Origin of the sequence: Nocardia grenadensis, from assembly GCF_050942415.1 — a bacterium.
GTDB lineage: Bacteria > Actinomycetota > Actinomycetes > Mycobacteriales > Mycobacteriaceae > Nocardia > Nocardia grenadensis.
In genome coordinates this window covers 2,843,965-2,860,232 of sequence record NZ_CP192054.1, presented here as the reverse complement: position 1 = coordinate 2,860,232, position 16,268 = coordinate 2,843,965, and the positions used below count along the sequence as shown (strand labels likewise).

Sequence of the window (16,268 nt, the reverse complement as noted above, 5' to 3'; positions counted from 1 at the left end):
ACGCGTGACCGCAGCGGCTGTTCCGGGCCACGGCGGCGAGCGGCGACGGTCACCACCACCCCGGCGCGCGCGATGCGCGGCGGCCGTGTTTCGATCCGACGGTGAGCGCCGATATCGCCATCTGCGGGCTCGGGCCGGCCGGGCGCGCGCTCGCCCACCGCTGTCTGGCCCGCGGGATGACCGTACTCGTCGTGGACCCGAATCCGCGGCGGGTCTGGCGGGCGACCTACGCCGCCTGGTCCGACGAACTCCCGGCCTGGCTCGACAGCGCCGTCGTCGCGGCCACCGTCGCGCGACCGCGGGCGCACGGCCTACGCGACCACAGCATCCCGCGCGCGTACTCCGTCCTGGACACCGGGCTGCTTCAGCAGTCCCTCGACCTCACCGGCGCCACAGTGGTGCCGGGGCGGGCGGTGGCACTCGACCGGCGCACGGTCACACTCCACAGCGGCCGGATCCTGCGCGCCGGCCGGGTCATCGACGCACGCGGGCTGCGACGCCGCCCGGGCCGGGCCGAGCAGACCGCCTACGGCCTGAAACTGCCCCGCGACGCCACATCGGACCCCGCCCTGTTCATGGACTGGCGAACGGACAACGGTGCCGCGCCGGATTCTCCCCCCTCGTTCCTGTACGCGGTACCGCTGGGGGCCGACTCCGTGCTGTACGAGGAAACCTGCCTGGTGGGCGCACCCGCCCTCACTCAGGAGGAACTCGCGCGCCGCCTGCACCGCCGGCTGCGGGCCCGGCACATCACGACGGCGGGCGACGAACCGGTCGAGCGGGTGCGTTTCCCGGTGGCCGGCGGCAGGCCCGGCGCCGGCCGCTTCGGCGCAGCAGGTGGGTATCTGCATCCCGCCACCGGCTACAGCGTCGCGGCCACACTGTCGGCCGCCGAGTCCGTTGCCGCCGGCGGCTCGGGGTGGACAGCCGCGGCGCGCGCGGTCCACCGGCTCCGGCAGGCCGGGCTGCGGGCATTGCTGGCGCTGCCGCCGACCGAGATCCCGCGTTTCTTCGACGCGTTCTTCGACCTCGATATCGAACTGCAACGCGCCTACCTTTCCCGGCGTGACGACCCGGTCGGCATGCTCACCGCCATGTCCGGGCTCTTTTTCGGACTTCCGGGCCCCGTGCGGGCCCGGCTCGCGGCGGCGACACTCGGACTTCGACCGATCTCGCCCCGGGGGCCCGGTTCGGTCATCATGGAGTGATGCGGTCAATCTGGAAAGGCTCGATCGCGTTCGGGCTGGTGAACGTCCCCGTGAAGGTCTACACCGCCACAGAGGACCACGACATCAAATTCCATCAGGTCCACGCCGCGGACGGCGGGCGGATCAAATACGACCGCGTGTGCACGATATGCGGAAAATCGGTCGCATTCGCCGATATCGATAAACAATACGAATCACCGGAAGGGGAAAAAGTCGTCCTCACCGACGATGATTTCGCCAAACTACCGGTCGCCGAGAAACACGAGATTCCGGTACTGCAATTCGTCCCGTCGGATCAGATCGATCCCATCCTGTACGACAAGACCTACTATCTGGAACCGGATTCGAATACGCCCAAGGCCTATGTGCTGCTCGCCGCCACCCTGGAACGTATCGACCGCACCGCGCTCGTGCACTTCACCCTGCGCCAGAAGACCAGGCTGGCGGCCATGCGGGTCCGGGACGGCATGCTGGTACTGCAGACCCTGCTGTGGCCCGACGAGGTACGCGCGGTCTCCTTCGAATCGCTGGAGGAAGCGGGCACGCCGCGGCCTCAGGAGATCAAGATGGCCGAGACGCTGGTCGAGTCCATGTCCGACGATTTCGACCCCGACCAGTACACCGACGAATATCAGGTCGAGTTGCAGCGCCTGCTGGACGAGGCCGTCGCCGGCGGGGGCGGGAAGGCACCCGAACGCCCCGAGGCGGCCGCCGCGGAGTCCGATGCCGAGGTGGTCGATCTGGTGGCCGCGTTGCAGCGCAGCCTGGAGGCCAGCGGCGCGGGCGGAGACGCCGAATCCACGGCCCCGAAGAAGGCGCGAAAGTCTACGACCAGAAAAGCGCAACCCCGCAAGACGGCGGAGCCGAAGGCCCGGAAAACCGCCCAGAAGCGAACCCGGAAGGGCGCGTGAACCCTGGTCAGACGGCCTGGATGAACCAGTCGAGGCGGCCCTCGGGGCCCACGCCGGTGTGGTGGTAATGAAATCCGAGCCGGTGCGCCAGCGCCATCGCGGCCGTGTTGTCCGGATCGATCCGCAATACCGCCTCGTCGGCCAGATCGTGCCGGGCCAGATAGCGGCACGCCAGCACGACGCTGCGGCCGGCAACACCCCGGCCCCGCCACGGCGCGTAGATGCCGAAGGCGATATCGGCCTGACGTTTCGCGAGGAACTCCTGTTCCAACGCCAGGTCCAGGGTCCCCGCCAGCGCATGGGTCAGCGCGTCCACCACGCCGAAGGTTTTGTACGGGCCGTCCTGTGCCCACTGGTCGACGCAGCGTTCGAAATCGGCCACCACATTCGGGGTTCCCGGTCCTGGGGCGCGGCGCATCGATTCCCGGCCCTGAGCCGCCAGATGCGCGGCGGCGTCGGCCACCTCGATCGGCCGTAGCCCGATCACCCCATCCGATATCAGCACGCGATCATGATCTGCACATCACGCCGCATTCGACAAGCCTCGGCTACGGCGCGCCGCGAACGAAAACCGTGGTAGCGAATATCGGGACGGCGAGCCCTCGATACGCGTAATCGAATTCGCCGGACACGCCCGGCGGATATCGCCGCGGTTGTCCGCCGGAGGGATACTCGGCCTATGACCGCACACGAAGACACTCCGCACCGGCTCGTATCCGCTGCCGTCGTAGTGGGTGTGGACGGTACTCCCGACGCGCATTCGGCCATCCGCTGGGCAGCGGCGGTCGCCGCGCGGCGCGGCCGCCGTCTGGTCCTCGCCTACGCGATGAATTCGACCCCGGCCAAGACCTGGCTGGTTGCTTACCAGCCCATGGTCGACGAAGCCGTGCGCATGCTGAAAACCCACGGTGAGCAGGCGCTGGCGACCGGAACCCAGGTGGCCCGGGAGGCAGCGCCGAGGGTGCAGGTCGATACTCTGCTCTCCGAGCACAGCCCAGCGAAGATGCTGATCGAATTGTCCGAATCCGCGTATATGGTGGTACTCGGCTCGCGGCGGGGTGGCGCGGTCTCCCATCTGGGCTCGACAATTCTGGCGGTCGCCGCGCACGGCAGCGGCACGATCGTCGCGGTCCGCGAGAACGGGGACGAGATCACCAGCGGCCCGGTGGTCGTCGGTGTCGACGGCAGCCCGGTCAGTGACACCGCGGTCGCCGCCGCCTTCGCCGAGGCCGCCGAACGCGAAACCGATCTGGTCGCCGTCCACACCTGGAGTGATCTGACCTTCACCGAATTCGCGAGCACCGGTTTGATCGAGATCCCGGCCGAGGATCTGCAGACCGCCGAACAGGCGGTGCTGGCCGAACGGCTGGCGGGCTGGCAGCAGCGTTATCCGGAGGTCACCGTGCACCGCGAGGTGTACCCGTCCACACCGGCCCAGCATCTGCGCGAATGGTCCGAACGCGCGCAACTCGTCGTGGTCGGCAGCCGGGGCCGGGGCGGATTCCGTGGACTGCTGCTCGGTTCGACCAGCCAGTCGCTCATCCAGCACTCCGCGTGCCCGGTCATGATCACCCATCCGGCCTGACGCACCACCGGGCCCGGGACGGCGGCGCCGCGGTCAGCCCGTCAGCCCCGACAGCAGTGCGCGCGTTCGAGTTGCCTCCGTCCCGCCGGCGAAGACCGAGGCGACGAATTCGGTGGCTCCCGCGTCGAAGATATCGCGGATACGGGCCTCGACCTGCTCCTCGGACCCGATGATGGCCAGATCCGCGGGCCCGGCCACGCCTTCGCGATCCATCATCGCTCGATACGACGGCAGGGTGCCGTACATCGCGAAGGTGGTGGCCGCCCGTTCCCGGGCGCCGGCGACATCATCGGTCACCAATACCGGAAGCGCGCAGACGATACGCGCCGGCGGCCGGCCCGCGTCGGCGACGGCGGCGTCGATCGTCGGCGCGATATGGTCGCGAATAGTGGCCGGGCCGGTCATCCACAGCACGGTGCCGTCGGCGTGCCGGCCCGCCAGCCGCAGCATCTGGGTGCCGAGCGCGGCGAGCAGCACGGGAATCCGGCCCTCGTCGGGGATTCCGAGTTCCAAGTTCCCGCTCAGCGTTTCGCCCTTGTAGGAAACCGGCCGCCGCTCCAGCAGCGGGCCCAGCACAGCGAGGTACTCGCGCATATGGCGGGCCGGCCGCTCGAACCCGTACCCGTAGATGTTCTCGATGACCACCTGGTGTGACAGTCCGATACCGAGGGTGAGCCGGTCCGGTCCCACCGCGAGCGCCGTGGTCCGCGCCTGCTGGGCCAGCGCCCCGGGATGGCGTGGATAGGTGGGCACCACCGCGGTGCCGAGTTCGATCCCGGGCACCTGGCCGCCCGCGACCGCGAGCGCCGTGAGCGCGTCCACGCCGAAGATATGCGAGAGCCAGGCCGAGGTGAACCCCTCCTCGGCGACCCGGCGGAGATCGTCGGTGAGCAGGCGCAGCGCGTCGGCGCCGGACCGTTCACTGAGCAGAATGCCGATACGCACGGTGTGCCTCCTCGTCGAATGGCCGGGCCGGATCGCCGGCCCGGCCGGCAGTTCCTCCGGGCGCCGAGCCTACCTGCGTACTGCCCGCGCATTCCGCAGGTGGCGACGTCGCGCCGACTCGCCCGCGACCTACTCGACCGGCGCCCCGTGGCGGGGCATGCTGGGGCTATGGACGAGTTTGCGAGTTGGCGGTCGAGCGGAGCGCGTTTCACCCATCGCGGACACCAGATCTTCTGGCGCGCGGGCGGTACCGGATCGTCCGGGACGCTACTGTGCCTACACGGTTTCCCCACCGCGTCCTGGGACTGGCACGCCCTGTGGCCGGAGCTGTGCGAGCAGTTCGAGCGGGTCCTCGCCCCGGATCTGATCGGTTTCGGTTGGTCCGCCAAACCGCAGCACTACGACTACACGATCGCCGACCAGGCCGATCTGGCCGAACAGCTGCTCCGGGAACAAGGTGTGCAGGAGTTCCACATCCTGGCCCACGACTACGGCGATACGGTGGCCCAGGAGATGCTGGCCCGGGATGCCGAACGCCGGGCCGCCGGCGATCGGTCCCTGGTGATCGAATCGGTTTGCCTGCTCAACGGCGGCCTCTTCCCTGAGGCCCATCGGCCCCGGCCCATCCAGAACCTGCTCGCGAGCCCGCTGGGGCCGCTGGTCGGCCGGTTCGGCAACGAGAAGACCTTCGCGCACAGCCTGGGCGCGGTGTTCGCCGCCGAGTCGCGACCGGACGAGGAACAGATGCACCAGTTCTGGATGCTGTGGTGCAGTAAGCACGGAAAGCGCAACGGCCACAAATTGATGGGCTATATGGCCGAGCGGCGTGCCCACCGGGAGCGCTGGGTCGGGGCGCTGGTCCGCCCGCAGGTCCCGGTCCGGCTGATCGACGGCCTGCGCGACCCGGTATCGGGCGCGCGAATGGTGCGCCGGTACCGGCAGCTGGTCGCCGAGCCCGATGTGGTGGAACTGCCCGATGTGGGGCATTACCCGCAGCTCGAGGCGCCGACCGAGACCCTGCGCGCCTTCCGCGAGTTCCTCGCGTCCCGCGTCGGTTAGCGCCCGGAGCGGCCCACGGGGCGGGCAAGCTCTCGGCGCGGCCGGAAGCGGGTGATCGAAAAGCTTGCGGCGCAACCGGTCCCCCATCCGGTAGCGCGCGGCAGAGTCGAGGAAGGTGCCCGGTCGGCGACCCACGAATGATAGCGTCGCCTCCGCGCCCCACCGGCGCTCCCGACTCCGCTGCCCGCCGCTCCGGGTCGTCCGGCCCGCGGTGCCGAATCGATGAGGTGCCCTCGAATTGCCCGAGACGGATTTCGTTTCCGGACCCGATCAGCACACCCAGGGTGTGCCGGAGCGGATCACCACGCGGGAGGGCCGGCCGCTGCACGCCATGGTCCTGCCCGGTCCGCCGGGAACGACAGCACCCACCGTCGTCTTCGAAGCGGGTGCGGCGGCGACCCGTTCGTCGTGGGGTCTCGTGCAGCCCGCGGTCGGCCTGTTCGCCCGGGCCGTGGTCTACGACCGGGCCGGGCTGGGCCGCAGTCCGGCCGACCCCGCCGGCCGTGCCCTGGACCGGATCGCCGGCGATCTGGCGGATGTCCTCGATCACTTCGGACCCGGTCCGTTCGTCCTGGTCGGGCACAGTGCCGGTGGTGTCGTCGCCCGGCTCGCCGCGTGCCGCCGGCCGGCACGGATCCGCGGACTCGTGCTCGTCGATCCCACCGACGAGGCGACCGACCTATTGTTCGGTGCGGCGATCCGCCGGGTGGAGCGCCTCACCCTGGTGGTGCACAGCGCCCTCGCGCGACTCGGGTTGCTCGGATCGATGTACCGCTCGATGCTGAACGCGGTCCCGGCGGACGTCCGGCGGGATATGGAACGAGAGGCGTTCACTCCGGGCGCCATGCGCACGCAGTCGGTCCAGGCCCGCACCTTCCTCGACGAGCTCGCCACCTGGCGCGACGATCCGCCCGAACTCGGCGCCATCCCGGTGACGGTGATCTCGGGCGGCCGCGCCGGGGACGGGATGACCACCCGTATCCGCGCCGCGGCGAACGCCGCCCACGCCCACCGGGCCGCGGTATCGCCCGCCGGGCGCCATGTGCTCGCGCCGGCCTCCGGCCACTACGTCCCGCTGACCGAACCCGACCTGGTGGTCGAGGAGATCCGGCGCCTCACCGCAGCCCGTTGGGCTCCCACTCGGCCCTGACGCTCAACCGGCGACGATCCGCGCCAATGCGGCATCGGAGGCGGCCAGCGCCGCGCGGTCGTAGGTGGAGGTGGTGGCCAGCAGTTCCGCGGCGCCGGTCCGGTCGGTGAGCTGCTCGATCCGGCGCCGCACCGTCTGCGGTGTGCCCGCGATCGCACGCCGCACCGCCGCCTCGACGCGACGACGCGTTTGGTCGGTCCACGCCGTGCGCTCACCGACCGGCGCCAACGGCGGGAAGACGCCGGTGGACCGGGACTGCGCCATCGCCCAGGCCTCGGGCAGGACGAGTGCGCGGGCCTGCTCGTCGGTTTCGGCGACGGTGACCTCCAGCGCGAGCATCACGCGCGGCCGCTCGGCCCGCGGGCTCGGCCGGAAATCCCGGCGGTAACCGGCCAGAGCCGCCGCCAGATCCGGGCTGTCGAGCAGCGGCCCGCCGAGCACTGCCGGCAGCCCCAGCCGCGCGGCCACGGTCAGGCCCTGCCCGGTGGCCAGAACGAACATGGGGATCTTCCGGTCGCTCACCGGATGAGCGGTGACCGGACCGGTGCCGTCGAGATAGTCGCGCAGTTCGGCCAGATCGTCCGGGAACCGGTGGGGTGCGGCCTCGTCCTGCCGCATGGCCCGCCGCACCGGGGCGGTGAACGCCGGCGAGCGCCCCAAGCCGAGATCGATACGACCCGGGAACAGCGCCTCCAGCATGAGAAACTGCTCCGCCACCACCAGGGGCCGATGATGCGGCAGCATTACGCCGCCGGACCCGATCCGGATGGTCGATGTCCGGGAGCCCAGCGCCCCCAGCAGGACCGGCGGCGACCCGGAGGCGATCCCGGGCACCGCGTGGTGCTCGGCCACCCAGAAACGCCGATATCCCGACTTCTCGGCCGCCACAGCCCGTTCGACGGTATGGGCCAACGCGGCCGATTCGGGTTCTCCCACCCGGGTCCGCGAGCGATCCAGCAACGACAGTTCCACACCCGTGGAACACCGGACTGGGCCCTGGTCTTCCGGTTCGCCGGAGCGGACTGCGCTGCCGGGTTCCGGGCCTGCAGGTCCCTATGGCTACCATTGTCCGGATAGTTTGCCCATTGTTCGGAGGACTGCATGGCGCGCAAGGTGATCGTCGAGCTGGTCGACGACTACGACGGAACTTCCATCGCCGAGGAAACTGTCACGCTCGCTCTGGACGGTGTCACCTACGAGATCGACCTGTCGGCCGGAAATGCCGAAAAGCTGCGCGAGACAATCGGTTTTTGGTCGGCGCATGCGCGCCGGGTCGGCGGCCGGGCGAAGGGTAAACAGCGTCCGCAGGCCACGGGCGGCAATGCCCGGACCCAGACGATCCGCGAGTGGGCCCGCAAGAACGGGCTGGAAGTGTCGAGCCGGGGACGGATCTCGGCGGAGATCGCCGAGGCGTATCAGAAGGCCCACCCTTGATTCGTCACAGGCACGGGTGAATCTCGTGCCTGCGGAATCTCTACGGCTCCGACGGAATGGGCGTGTACTCCTCGCCGGACGCGGGAGGCGGCGGTCGGTCCGGAACACCCCGCGCGATCGGCCGGCCGAAGAGCAGTATGTGACCGGTCGCGAGCAGGTCACGTCGACAACCGCGCGGCGCCCGGGGCACCGATTGCTTACTGCGTGGTCTCGCCGCTGTGGTCCACCGAGCGAGTGTTGGTTGTCCGGCTCCGGCTCATAGCGAACAGCGCGGCCGCCGCCTGCTCGGCGAGGTCGGGCGCGTAGTCGGGGATCTGCCGACCGGCACTCAGATATCGCTTGATCATGGCATAGGGCAGGTCGACCACCGCGAGAAGTGCCCGGTCGGCGGCGTCGGGAGCGGGATCGTCGCCGTTCTGGATCAGGGCGTTCAGGGCGTCGTGTAGCGCGGTGTTGTCTCGCGCGGCGTCCCTGCGAGCCCGCTCGCTCCAGTTCTGCTCTTCTAGCTCTTTCGCTCCGACGAGCAGGACGCGCGCTTCGCGGGGATTGCGCCGAGCCCACTCGAGACTCGTACGGGCGCTGCGGCGGATCGCTTCCTGCGGTTCTCCGAGACTCAGCGCGGCGAACAGTTCGTCGTGGAATCCCCGTAGCGCGCGTGACCACAGCGCGGCCAGTAACGCAGGGCGATCCGGGAAGCGGTGATACACCGACCCGCTCGGTGCGCCGGCGGCTTTGGCCACTCCCGACATGGTGACAGCGGCCGGCCCGCCTCCGGCCAGGAGTTCTGCGGCGGCGTCCAGGAGCCGATCGGCATCGTGTCTCGGGGGCCTTCCCATGTACTAGAGGGTATGCTCTAATTCTTTTTAGAGATTAATCTCCAAAATTTGATCTGCCGGAAGCCGACCGCCCGGACCCGACCCGCCGGTCGATCTCCCAGGACCGGCCCCGCGCGTCGGCGGGTTGTTACGCCGTACCGGCCCGAAGTAAGGAGCCGCACATGGCTGTTGTCAACGTTCACCTACGTCACCTGCCTGCCCCGGTCAGCGCGGTCAGCGCATTGGTGGACAGCCTCGCCGGCGAGGACGACGCCCTCTGGCCAGCGCACTGCTGGCCGGCGATGCGGTTCGACCGCCCTCTCGAAGCAGGCGCGGCCGGTGGGCACGGCCCCATCCGGTACACGGTGGAGCACTACGTACCCGGCCACTGGGTGCGCTTCCGTTTCACCGGACCCCGCGGCTTCGACGGCTTCCACGAATTCACCGTCCAGGCCGCTTCCGGCGGCACCGATCTGATTCACCTGCTCGCCATGAACGCTCGCGGCCGGGCGCGACTGACATGGCCCCTGGCCTACCGATGGATGCACGACGCCCTCCTGGAAGATTGCCTGGATCGTGCAGAACACGCCCTCACCGGCTCCGTTTCCCACCCCGCCCGGTGGGCCCGTCGCGTCCGTTTACTGCGCTGGATCGCCGGACGCACCATGGTGCGAACTTCATCCACGAATACGGTTCCGGCTTCCGCGAACGCCGTCCGGTGATCACCGCGCCGATGCCCCTCGGCGAGACGGGGCAGCGACCGGCCGACCAAATAACGACCTGAACTGCGCGAATACCGGAACAGCCCGAATCGCGACCGCTACTCACGGCAGGCCGCCGGCCGGTGATACCGATACCCACCCCGGGGCGAATCAGATCACAGATAGGTAACGAACCCGCCTCCGTCGACGACGGACCGATCGGTATGCCGAGACCGTGGCGGGGGCCGCGAGCTGTTCGGCACCGGTCGGGATCCGCGTGACCGGCACCGGCCGGTCACCTCGACCCTGTGCTCACCCGGACGAAAGGCCCTGCTCCGCGATGCGAACTCGATTGTCTCCGGCGCCGGTGGACGCCCCGAACCGCCGCGCCCGCTGGCTGCTCACCGCCGCGTTCGCGGTCGTCACCCAAGCCCTCTTCCTGATCAGCGGCAGCACCGCGCCCGCCCGGGCCGCCTTCGATCCCGCCGGAGCCGATTTCTGGGTCGACTCGAGTATGGGACCCATCAAATCGCGGGTGTTCCGCGCCGCCGACGGCAATACCTCGCGGGTGGTCTACGCGTTGGATGGAATGCGCGCCCGCGAAGATCTCAGCGGCTGGGAGATCGATACCGATATCGCCCGGGAATTCACCAAGTGGAATATCAACGTGGTGATGCCGGTCGGTGGCCGGTCCAGTTTCTACACCGACTGGAACGCGCCGAGTTCGTTCCTCGGCGTTCCGCCCGGTTCGGGTTCGGCCGGCGGATCGGCCTCCGGGTCGGCGTCGGGCTCCGGTGGATTGCAGACCCTCTCGGGCGGCCCGGGCAAGTCCTATACCTATAAATGGGAAACCTTCCTCACCCGTGAACTGCCCGCTGCTCTGCGGGACCGGCTGGGCTTCGCCACCCGGCGCAACGGCGTCTTCGGCCTGTCGATGGGTGGCAGCGCCGCCCTGACCCTGGCCGGCGACCATCCCGACCAGTTCAGCTTCGCCGGGTCCTACTCCGGCTACCTGAACATCTCGGCGCCCGGGATGCGGGAGGCGATCCGGGTCGCCATGATCGACGCGGGCGGCTACAACGTGGACTCGATGGCCGCACCCTGGGATCCGAAATGGCTGCGGATCGACCCGTTCGTGGCCGCGCCCCGGCTCGTCGCCAACAACACCCGACTCTGGGTCTCCGCGGCGAGCGGCCTGCCCACTGCGACCGACAGTCCGAGCATCACCACGGTGAACGGGATGGGCCTCGAGGCGCTGGCGCTGGTGAACACGCGCGCCTTCCAGATCCGGATGGCCACCCTGGGCGCGCAGAACGTGCACTACGACTTCCCCGCCTACGGTATCCACGCATGGAACAACTGGGCCGACCAAGCCCTGCGAATGCTTCCCGACCTCTCCGCGAATATCGGCTGACGGCGATGTCGGTACCGGAAATCACTACCGAACTCCCGCCCCGCACCATACGGCTCACCGCGGGCGATCTGGTGAACTACGCCGGTGTCCCCGGCGATCCGAATCCGATCCATTGGAGCGGCGAGGTCGCCGAACTGGCGGAGCCGGACTCCGCCGTCGCACACGGCGTCCTGACCATCGGTATCGGCGCCGGATTCGTCACCTCCTGGCTCGGTCATCCGGGTGCGGTCCGAGAATACGCGGTGCGCCTGACCACGCCGGTGCGCGTCACCGGGGAGGGAGCCGACGTCGAATACTCCGGCCGGGTGAAAGCGGTGGATCCGGTGCAGCGCATCGCGACCGTCGCGCTCACCGCCCGGCACGGCGCCCGCCGGATCTTCGGACGCGCCACCGCGGTGGTCCGGCTTCGCTGAGCCGTGCCCGGGGGGACGTCGCATCGGCTACGCCGACCGGCACACGGCCCCTCCGACGGGACGAGTTGACCTCGAGTACTGTTCAGGTTCGAGGATGATCTCATGAGCACGAACGAAGCACCCGCCGTAGCGGATTCCGGAACCGACCACACCGCCGATATCGCGGCGATCGAGCAGCTGATCAAAGATGTCGAAACCGGCTACAACACCAACGACGCCGAATTGATGGTCAGTGGTTTCCTCGCCAACGCCGCTGCCGGCAATGCCGTGGGCACAGTGATCACCGGCCGCGAGGCGCTGCTGGAAGCCGCACGTCTCGGACTGTCCGGATTCCTGAAGAACGAGTATGTGGCCTACGAGCTCACCGATATCGTCTTCCTACGCCCCGATATCGCGATCGCCCACAAGGCCGCTCGCGCGCGCACCGCCGACGGCGTTCTCCTCGACCGCGATCCGGCGATGGTCGCGCTCTATGTCCTGATCGCGGAGAACGGGCGCTGGTGGGTGGCCGCCCGACACAACACACCGGTGCCCGCGGCGGGCTGACGAACCGGACGGCGCGCGATCCCGGCGCGCCTCGGCGGGACAGACGGTCGCCGGGCCCTGTTCCGGGAGGCGCTCGAAGCGTCCGGTGCTTCGCCGTGCGCCGATGTTCTAGGCAGACGGAGCGCCGTGATCGGTGAACGAGCCACCGCGCCCGGCCCCGGCGGTGAAACGCTGGACACCCGCAGCCGCTTCGGCCAGGGAGATGACGCCGTGCTCCCATTCGTTGGCGATCGCCTCCTGCTCGCCCATCCCCTCCTGCTGCAGCAGCGAGAGCCGGTCGTGCCGCTGACAGGTCTGCGGGAAACGCGCGATCTCGGCGGCGAGCGCTTCTGCAGCCCGCCGTTCCTCCCCGACCGGGACGATACGGTCGGCCAGGCCCATCGCGAGCGCCTCGGCCGCGTCCACCGGCCGCCCGGTGAGCACCATGTCCATGGCCCGCCCGGTACCGATCAGCCGCGGTAACCGCACCGTACCGCCGTCGATGAGCGGAACTCCCCACCGCCGGCAGAAGACACCGAACACCGCGTCTTCGGCGGCCACCCGCAGATCGCACCAAATCGCCAGTTCCAGCCCACCGGCCACCGCGTGACCGGCGACCGCGGCGATCACCGGTTTGCTCAACTGCATACGGGTCGGCCCCATGGGTCCGCGCCCCTTGGCCGACAGCGGATTGGCCCGGTCGGTCCCGACGGCTTTGAGATCGGCTCCGGAGCAGAAGTTTCCGCCCTCGCCCCACAGCACCGCCACCGTCGCCGAATCGTCGTTCTCGAAGGCGGTGAACGCGTCGTACAGGGCGGTGCCGGTGGGTCCGTCGACCGCGTTACGGACCTGCGGCCGGGACAGGACGATGGTGAAGACCGGCCCCTCCCGTTCGATTCTCACGGGTACGCCGGTCATAACTGTCCCTTCGTTCGCGGTCACAGCCCGAGCCTATGGCCTCCGGCGTGCTCCCGGGCCGTTCCCCACCGATCAGGCCCGGCCGCCGCTGGTCTCGGTGCCGAGCAGGCCGAATGCTTCCAGTGCCAGATACAGTTCGGCCGACTGGCGGGGGTCGGTGGTGTCGCGGCCGGTGAGATCGCGGATTTTTCGCAGCCGATAACGCACCGTATTGCGGTGGCAGTGCAGGATTTCGGCGACGGCCGCGGCCGACCCGCCGCCTCGGTACCAGGCTTCGAGCGCACCGATCAGATCATCGCGCTCGGCGACCGGGAGGTCGAGCAGCGGACCCAGGATCTGGGCGGCGGCCCGCCGCCCGGCCTCGGGAACCGCGACGAGAAGATGGGCGACCGGTTCGTCGCCGAAGCGGACCGTTGCGGCCGCACCCCGGCGCACCGACCGGGACGCCAGACGTGCCTCGGCCAGTGCGGCGGTGATGGTACGCGGGGTCGTGAAGGCGTCGCTGAGACCCACCCGCTCGGTGACGCACGCCGAGATCGTGGCCGTGGCGCGTCCCAATACCTCCGGGGAAGCCGCGGACAGCAACCCGATATAGGCATCGATCTGTGCATCCCACACCGACCGGATACCGATCTCGCGCAGCGCCGCGGTGAGTCGCCCCGGCAGTGGCGCGGTGGGTTCGGTATCGATGGCGACCACCGCGAACGTCCCGCGTTCCGGGAATCCGAGGGTGCGCAGGACCTCGAGGACACGGGCGGGATTACCGGTATGGTCGTCGAACAGTGTCCGGACCAGCCGGCTCTGGATCTGCGCGTCGGAATGCGCGAGCAGCACCTCGGTTTCACGGTAGGCCTCGACGGCCGCATCGGAGTACAGATCGACGAGCTCCCACAGCCGCGTCGCCAGTTCGTGCAGCCGGGCGTCCCCCGGACCGGCCGACCAGTTGGTCAGTTCCTCCCAGACGAGCCGGCCACCCAGCCGGTAGGCGTGCAACAGGCTCGCGACCGGAATGCCCTGTTCGGCCTTGAGACGTCCCGCGTCGCGGGCCGGCTGGAGCCGCAACGGACCGGTTCCGGCGAGCGCCCCGATCACCGCGGTGAGATTCTCCAGGCAGGTGCGGTACAGCTGGTCCGCGGTCAGCAGCCCGGACTCCCCATAGGACGGGTCGGCCGCCGCGATCCGGCCGACCAGAACATCGGTCAGCGCCTCGACGGAATCGGCGAGCGCGGCGGCCAGGGGTGCCGCGGGCGGCGCGGGCGTGCTCATACCGGAACAGTCTAGTCACCCGACCGTGACCCACACCACGCCGATTTTGTGCCCGGGCACAAGATCGAGCCGCGAATGACGCAACGCCGACACATTTCCTTCAGGCACCGGCACAGCCACACTGAGTTCTACTCGGATCACGGATCTCAGCTACGGAGTGTGCCCACGTGCAGCCAGAACAGGCCGTCGCGGCCGACACGGTTATCGATACCGCCCTCGCCGAACTCACCGCGGGCGAGCAGAAATGGTCCCGCCTGCCGCTGGCCGGGCGACGGGCCCTGCTCGACCGGATGCGTACGCTCACCGGCCGGCATGCCCGCGAATGGGTCGAGGCCGCGGTGCGGATCAAGGGTCTCGACCCCGCGTCCCCACTGGTGGGCGAGGAGTGGCTGTCCGGCCCCTATGTCTTCGCGACGAGTCTCACCGCGGTATCCCGCACTCTCGAATCGCTGGAGCGCGGCGTGAGCCCGCTCGCGAACGCGACCTTCGGCACCGCCGGCGGCCGGGTGACCGTGCGCGCGCTCCCCGCCGGTCTCTACGACGAGCTCCTGCTCAGCGGTTTCCGGGCCGAGGTGTGGTTGCGGCGAGGCGTCGACGCGGCCACCGCCCGGGCCGGCGCGGGCCTCGCCCAGCGCGACCCCGCCCGCACCCACGGTATCGGCGCGGTGCTGGGCGCGGGAAACATCACCTCGATCGCACCGCTGGACACGATCTACGAACTCATCGCGCACAACCGCGTGGTGGCGCTGAAACTGAACCCGGTCACCGATCCACTGCTGCCGGTGTTCGAGAAGATCTTCGCGCCGCTGATCGAGCTCGGCGTGGTGCGGGTGTTCACCGGCGGCCCCGAGGCCGGCGGGCAGCTCGTGACCCACGAGCGGGTCGCGCACGTCCATATGACCGGCAGCGCCGCGACGCACGACGCCATCGTATGGGGTACGGGCGAGGCGGCGGCGGAACGGAAGAAGGCCGGCGCTCCGCTGCTGGACAAACCCATCACCAGCGAGCTCGGCGGAGTGTCCCCGACGATCGTGCTGCCCGGCGAATGGAGTACCGCCGACCTGGAATTCCAGGCCGAGCACATCGCCACCCAGCGCCTGCACAACGGCGGCTACAACTGCGTGGCCACGCAGGCGGTGATCGTATCCGCGGATTGGCCGCAGAAGGACGCCTTCCTCGCCGCGCTCACCGCGGCGGTCGATCGCGCGCCGACCCGTCACGCTTACTACCCGGGTAGCGACCACCGCGTCGCCGGGGCGCGGACCAGCTATCCCGACGCTCGCCGGCTCGGCCGCCGGGGCGAGCGACTACTGGTGGCCGGGCTGGATCCGGACGCGGACGAAGCATTGTTCACCTCGGAGTACTTCGCACCTGTCCTCGGCATCGTGGAACTGCCCGGCAGCGGATCCGACTTCGCCCGCACCGCGGTGGATACGGCCAACGAGAAGTTCACCGGCACCCTCGGCGTGAACATCGTGGCGCACCCCGACACCGTCGACGCGCTCGGCACGGAATTCGACACGATGATCGAGCGGCTGCGTTACGGCACCGTCGCCGTGAACGCGTGGACCGCGGTCGGCTATCTGACCCCCACCGCGAGCTGGGGTGCCTATCCGGGCCATACGCTCGACGATGTGCAGAGCGGGATCGGTGTGGTGCACAACGCGTGGCTGATCGATGGGGTCGAGCGCACCGTCGTACGGGGTCCGTTCCGGCCCGCGCCGCGGTCGGTACTGCACGGCGAATGGTCGCTCACCCCGAAACCGCCGTGGTTCGTCTCCAACCGGGCGGCCGCGCGGACCGGGCGACTGCTCACCGACTTCGCCGCCGATCCACGCTGGTCACGCCTGCCCGCGATCTTTGCCTCCGCGCTGCGCGGTTGATCGAATCCGAGCGGCCCGTGTCGAGTGTGTCGCGACACGGG

Annotated in this window: 17 protein-coding genes; 11 read left to right on the top strand and 6 right to left on the bottom strand. The window is 69.6% G+C overall.

The window, feature by feature from the left end:
- The first annotated feature begins 101 nt into the window (after positions 1 to 101).
- Positions 102 to 1,208, top strand: coding sequence for a lycopene cyclase family protein (locus tag ACQPYS_RS13030; RefSeq protein ID WP_433492741.1), 1,107 nt, complete (start codon positions 102 to 104; stop codon positions 1,206 to 1,208).
- Positions 1,208 to 2,119, top strand: coding sequence for a Ku protein (locus tag ACQPYS_RS13025; RefSeq protein WP_431938391.1), 912 nt, complete (start codon positions 1,208 to 1,210; stop codon positions 2,117 to 2,119). The genes ACQPYS_RS13030 and ACQPYS_RS13025 overlap by 1 nt, the downstream gene beginning before the upstream one ends.
- A gap of 7 nt (positions 2,120 to 2,126) precedes the next feature.
- Here the strand turns inward: ACQPYS_RS13025 and ACQPYS_RS13020 are convergent, their stop codons facing one another.
- The gene (locus tag ACQPYS_RS13020) at positions 2,127 to 2,624 is read right to left on the bottom strand and encodes a GNAT family N-acetyltransferase (RefSeq protein ID WP_433492740.1); all 498 of its coding nucleotides are present in this window, start codon (positions 2,622 to 2,624) and stop codon (positions 2,127 to 2,129) included.
- 174 nt (positions 2,625 to 2,798) lie between these two features.
- Here ACQPYS_RS13020 and ACQPYS_RS13015 point away from each other — a divergent pair, with 174 nt between their 5' ends.
- Complete coding sequence (locus ACQPYS_RS13015) at positions 2,799 to 3,704, top strand: universal stress protein (RefSeq protein ID WP_433492739.1); 906 nt, start codon at positions 2,799 to 2,801, stop codon at positions 3,702 to 3,704.
- Positions 3,705 to 3,737: 33 nt separating this feature from the next.
- Here ACQPYS_RS13015 and ACQPYS_RS13010 read toward each other — a convergent pair whose 3' ends face one another.
- Complete coding sequence (locus ACQPYS_RS13010) at positions 3,738 to 4,649, bottom strand: LLM class F420-dependent oxidoreductase (RefSeq protein WP_433492738.1); 912 nt, start codon at positions 4,647 to 4,649, stop codon at positions 3,738 to 3,740.
- A gap of 168 nt (positions 4,650 to 4,817) precedes the next feature.
- Here ACQPYS_RS13010 and ACQPYS_RS13005 point away from each other — a divergent pair, with 168 nt between their 5' ends.
- Complete coding sequence (locus ACQPYS_RS13005) at positions 4,818 to 5,708, top strand: alpha/beta fold hydrolase (protein WP_063034198.1); 891 nt, start codon at positions 4,818 to 4,820, stop codon at positions 5,706 to 5,708.
- A 238-nt stretch (positions 5,709 to 5,946) separates the two neighbouring features.
- A complete protein-coding gene (locus tag ACQPYS_RS13000) occupies positions 5,947 to 6,858 on the top strand; it encodes an alpha/beta fold hydrolase (RefSeq protein WP_433492737.1) in 912 nt (303 codons plus the stop codon).
- Positions 6,859 to 6,861: 3 nt separating this feature from the next.
- On the opposite strand, the gene ACQPYS_RS12995 is transcribed toward ACQPYS_RS13000, so the two are convergent.
- Positions 6,862 to 7,830: an MsnO8 family LLM class oxidoreductase gene (locus ACQPYS_RS12995; RefSeq protein WP_063034197.1), complete on the bottom strand. Its 969-nt coding sequence runs from the start codon at positions 7,828 to 7,830 to the stop codon at positions 6,862 to 6,864.
- 129 nt (positions 7,831 to 7,959) lie between these two features.
- On the opposite strand from ACQPYS_RS12995, the gene ACQPYS_RS12990 reads away from it, so the two are divergent.
- Positions 7,960 to 8,292, top strand: a complete 333-nt coding sequence (locus ACQPYS_RS12990; protein WP_063034196.1) for a histone-like nucleoid-structuring protein Lsr2 — start codon at positions 7,960 to 7,962, stop codon at positions 8,290 to 8,292.
- A gap of 197 nt (positions 8,293 to 8,489) precedes the next feature.
- On the opposite strand, the gene ACQPYS_RS12985 is transcribed toward ACQPYS_RS12990, so the two are convergent.
- The gene (locus ACQPYS_RS12985; RefSeq protein ID WP_084480260.1) at positions 8,490 to 9,128 is read right to left on the bottom strand and encodes a TetR/AcrR family transcriptional regulator; all 639 of its coding nucleotides are present in this window, start codon (positions 9,126 to 9,128) and stop codon (positions 8,490 to 8,492) included.
- A 161-nt stretch (positions 9,129 to 9,289) separates the two neighbouring features.
- Between ACQPYS_RS12985 and ACQPYS_RS12980 the strand changes: the two genes are divergently transcribed.
- The 4 genes from ACQPYS_RS12980 (at position 9,290) to ACQPYS_RS12965 (ending at position 12,181) form a co-directional block, all read left to right on the top strand.
- Positions 9,290 to 9,829 carry a hypothetical protein gene (locus tag ACQPYS_RS12980; RefSeq protein ID WP_063034194.1) on the top strand — a complete coding sequence of 180 codons (540 nt, stop codon included), beginning with the start codon at positions 9,290 to 9,292 and terminating at the stop codon, positions 9,827 to 9,829.
- Between the two features lie 319 nt (positions 9,830 to 10,148).
- Positions 10,149 to 11,222: an alpha/beta hydrolase gene (locus ACQPYS_RS12975; RefSeq protein ID WP_433492736.1), complete on the top strand. Its 1,074-nt coding sequence runs from the start codon at positions 10,149 to 10,151 to the stop codon at positions 11,220 to 11,222.
- 5 nt (positions 11,223 to 11,227) lie between these two features.
- On the top strand, positions 11,228 to 11,635 hold the full coding sequence (locus ACQPYS_RS12970; protein ID WP_431938398.1) for a MaoC/PaaZ C-terminal domain-containing protein: 408 nt from the start codon (positions 11,228 to 11,230) through the stop codon (positions 11,633 to 11,635).
- A gap of 102 nt (positions 11,636 to 11,737) precedes the next feature.
- Positions 11,738 to 12,181 carry an SgcJ/EcaC family oxidoreductase gene (locus ACQPYS_RS12965; protein ID WP_063034192.1) on the top strand — a complete coding sequence of 148 codons (444 nt, stop codon included), beginning with the start codon at positions 11,738 to 11,740 and terminating at the stop codon, positions 12,179 to 12,181.
- A gap of 108 nt (positions 12,182 to 12,289) precedes the next feature.
- Here the strand turns inward: ACQPYS_RS12965 and ACQPYS_RS12960 are convergent, their stop codons facing one another.
- Together ACQPYS_RS12960 and ACQPYS_RS12955 are read right to left on the bottom strand one after the other, a co-directional pair.
- Positions 12,290 to 13,078 (bottom strand): crotonase/enoyl-CoA hydratase family protein, encoded by a 789-nt coding sequence (locus ACQPYS_RS12960; RefSeq protein WP_433493037.1) that lies wholly within the window; start codon positions 13,076 to 13,078, stop codon positions 12,290 to 12,292.
- 72 nt (positions 13,079 to 13,150) lie between these two features.
- Positions 13,151 to 14,344, bottom strand: coding sequence for a PucR family transcriptional regulator (locus tag ACQPYS_RS12955; RefSeq protein ID WP_431938400.1), 1,194 nt, complete (start codon positions 14,342 to 14,344; stop codon positions 13,151 to 13,153).
- A 167-nt stretch (positions 14,345 to 14,511) separates the two neighbouring features.
- Between ACQPYS_RS12955 and ACQPYS_RS12950 the strand changes: the two genes are divergently transcribed.
- Complete coding sequence (locus tag ACQPYS_RS12950; protein ID WP_433492735.1) at positions 14,512 to 16,227, top strand: aldehyde dehydrogenase family protein; 1,716 nt, start codon at positions 14,512 to 14,514, stop codon at positions 16,225 to 16,227.
- The last annotated feature ends 41 nt before the right edge of the window (positions 16,228 to 16,268 follow it).